The organism is Paracoccus sp. (in: a-proteobacteria) (assembly GCF_039808215.1).
In the GTDB taxonomy this organism is placed as follows: Bacteria; Pseudomonadota; Alphaproteobacteria; order Rhodobacterales; family Rhodobacteraceae; genus Paracoccus.
In genome coordinates this window covers 1-2,617 of record NZ_JBDHSP010000165.1, presented here as the reverse complement: position 1 = coordinate 2,617, position 2,617 = coordinate 1, and the positions used below count along the sequence as shown (strand labels likewise).

The window sequence follows — 2,617 nt, the reverse complement described above, 5'->3', positions numbered from 1 at the left end:
TGTAATGCCTTGATTTTGCATATGCTGGATACTCAAGCAGGCTCAAAATGCCCGCGGAACTGTCGAACTTCGGGGGCTCCGACCGGGCTACAAGGAGTTCGGTAATCGTCCAGGTTGAACGCTCTGACGCGCGGCGCTTACAGTTATTGCAGATCAGGAATTTGAGGAGAGCACCGCAAGATGAAGGCCACTGAGACCAAGCTGCTCGAGTTCCTGAAGAAATCGCCCCAGTTCGTTATCCCGATCTACCAGCGCACCTACAGCTGGACCGAGCCGGAATGCCAGCAACTCTGGAATGACATCATCCGTGCCGGCAACCAGGAAAAGGTGTCCGGGCATTTCATCGGCTCGATCGTCTATATCGAGGCCGGGCTTTATCAGGTCACCAGCCAGTCCCCGTTGCTGGTGATCGACGGGCAGCAACGTCTGACCTCGGTCATGCTGATTCTCGAGGCCCTGGCGCGTGCCTTGGGTGAAGATGAAGAACCGATTGACGGATTCTCACGCGAGAAAATTCGCAGCTACTTCCTGCTCAATCCGCTCGAGAAGGGGGACCGGCGATACAAGCTGCTGTTGACGCAGGGTGATCGGCCGACGCTTCTGACGATCATGCAGCAAAAGCCGTTGCCGGAGGATGCTTCCACCCGGGTTGCCGATAATTTCGACCTGTTCGAAGGATGGATCAAGGAACTGAAAGGCGATCTGACCGCGTTGTGCGCCGGTCTTGCCAAGCTGATGGTGGTCGATATCGCGCTCACCCGCGATCAGGACAATCCGCAGCTCATCTTCGAAAGCATGAACTCGACGGGCAAGGAACTCAGCCAGGCCGACCTGATCCGGAACTTTGTCCTGATGGGCCTGGAGCCGGATGACCAGACCCGGATTTATGAGGACCACTGGCGCCCGATGGAGGTTCTGTTTCCGCAGGACCGCTATGGCAGCCACTTTGACGCCTTCATGCGGCATTACCTGACGCTGCGCATGGGCGAGATTCCGAACCTGCGCGACGTCTATTCCGCATTCAAGGAATATGCGGACGGGAAGGACGTGGATGCGCTGGTGGCTGACGTCCACGCGCTGGCCGGGTATTATGCCCGGATGGCCCTTGGCAAGGAGTCTGACCAGGAACTGGCCGATGCCTTCCGTGACCTGCGCGAGCTGAAGGTCGATGTGGCCTTCCCGTTCCTGCTCGAACTCTACCATGACTATGAGGCCGGTGCGCTGACGAAGAGCGAATTCGTCGAGGTCGTGCGCCTTGTCGAATCCTATGTGTTCCGCCGGGCCGTCTGCGCGATCCCGACCAACTCGCTGAACAAGACCTTCGCGACCTTTGGCCGGGCGCTGCGCAAGGATCGCTACGTCGAAAGCATCAAGGCGCATTTGCTGACCATGCCGTCCTATCGGCGCTTTCCGCATGATGAGGAGTTCCGCCAGGCTCTCGCCCAACGCGACCTCTACAACTTTCCCCGCCGGAGCTATTGGCTGCGACGGCTCGAGAACCATGGCCGCAAGGAACTGGTTTCGCTCAGCGAATACACGATCGAACACATCATGCCGCAAAACGAGAACCTGTCAGCTGCGTGGCGTGCGGCGTTGGGCCCGGACTGGAAAGCCGTTCAGGAGGTCTGGCTGCACACCATCGGCAACCTGACACTGACCCGATACAATTCGGAGTTCGGAGACCGCCCCTTTATCGAGAAACGCGACATGCCGGGTGGGTTCGGCAAAAGCCCTCTGAACCTGAATGAAGGATTGGGCCAGCTTGAGGCTTGGGGCCTCGAAGCGATCCATGACCGCGCCGAGCGCCTGACAGGGGTTGCGGTCGGTGTCTGGGCGACGCCAAGCCTGTCGCTGGAGATTCTGGGCCAGTACCAGAGCCGGCCGGAGCCGGCTGATCGCTATTCCCTGGCAGATCACCCCAACGTTGCCGCAGGCGGGCCGATGCAGGGGTTATTCGAGGCCCTGCGCAAGGAGATTGTGGCCCTTGATCCGGCTGTGACCGAGGAGTTCTTCAAGGTTTACATCGCCTACAAGGCCGAGACCAACTTCGTGGATGTCGCCGCCCAGGCGGGCAGGCTGCGCCTGTGGCTCAATATGGGGTTCGACGACCTTCAGGATCCCAGAGGGCTTGCCAAGGACGTTTCGCAGATAGGTCATCACGGGAACGGCGATGTCGAGGTCTCGATCCGCGACCACGAAGACCTGCCCTATGTCATGGGATTGATCCGTCAATCGCTGGAGCAGCAGCTGGCGAACGTTGTCGATTGACGGGGCGTTGGCTCAGATGATTTCGAACCAGCGCATCGCCGTTTGCACGAGGTGGTCGTAGTCTCCGGCCATCGCCTCTGTGAGAAACCTCTCGATCTCCTCTTCCGGCAGCTGCGCAATTTCCGCAGCGCGCCGGCATCGGCCAAGGATGGCGAATGCGTTGCCATCCCGCTCGGTCAGATGGACGGTGACATGGGGGTATTTCGGGGTCATGGGTTGGTCCTTGATCTCTTGTTGTGACGAGCAGCAGGCGTAGCTGCGAGAATTATGCAACCGAAGTTCGACAGTTCCGCGGGCATTTTGAGCCTGCTTGAGTATCCAGCATATGCAAAATCAAGGCATTACATGT

Annotated in this window: 2 protein-coding genes; one reads left to right on the top strand and one right to left on the bottom strand. The window is 59.0% G+C overall.

The genetic code is table 11. The features are described 5' to 3' along the window. The first annotated feature begins 180 nt into the window (after window positions 1-180). Window positions 181-2,268, top strand: coding sequence for a DUF262 domain-containing protein (locus WMK75_RS19040; RefSeq protein ID WP_347269142.1), 2,088 nt, complete (start codon window positions 181-183; stop codon window positions 2,266-2,268). A 12-nt stretch (window positions 2,269-2,280) separates the two neighbouring features. On the opposite strand, the gene WMK75_RS19035 is transcribed toward WMK75_RS19040, so the two are convergent. Next, window positions 2,281-2,481 carry a hypothetical protein gene (locus WMK75_RS19035; protein ID WP_347269141.1) on the bottom strand — a complete coding sequence of 67 codons (201 nt, stop codon included), beginning with the start codon at window positions 2,479-2,481 and terminating at the stop codon, window positions 2,281-2,283. Window positions 2,482-2,617: the final 136 nt, after the last annotated feature.

Excerpts from the sequence above, each read along its gene's own strand:
- WMK75_RS19040 (WP_347269142.1), top strand. The coding sequence starts at position 181 with ATGAAGGCCACTGAGACCAAGCTGCTCGAGTTCCTGAAGAAATCGCCC.
- WMK75_RS19035 (WP_347269141.1), bottom strand. The coding sequence starts at position 2,481 with ATGACCCCGAAATACCCCCATGTCACCGTCCATCTGACCGAGCGGGAT.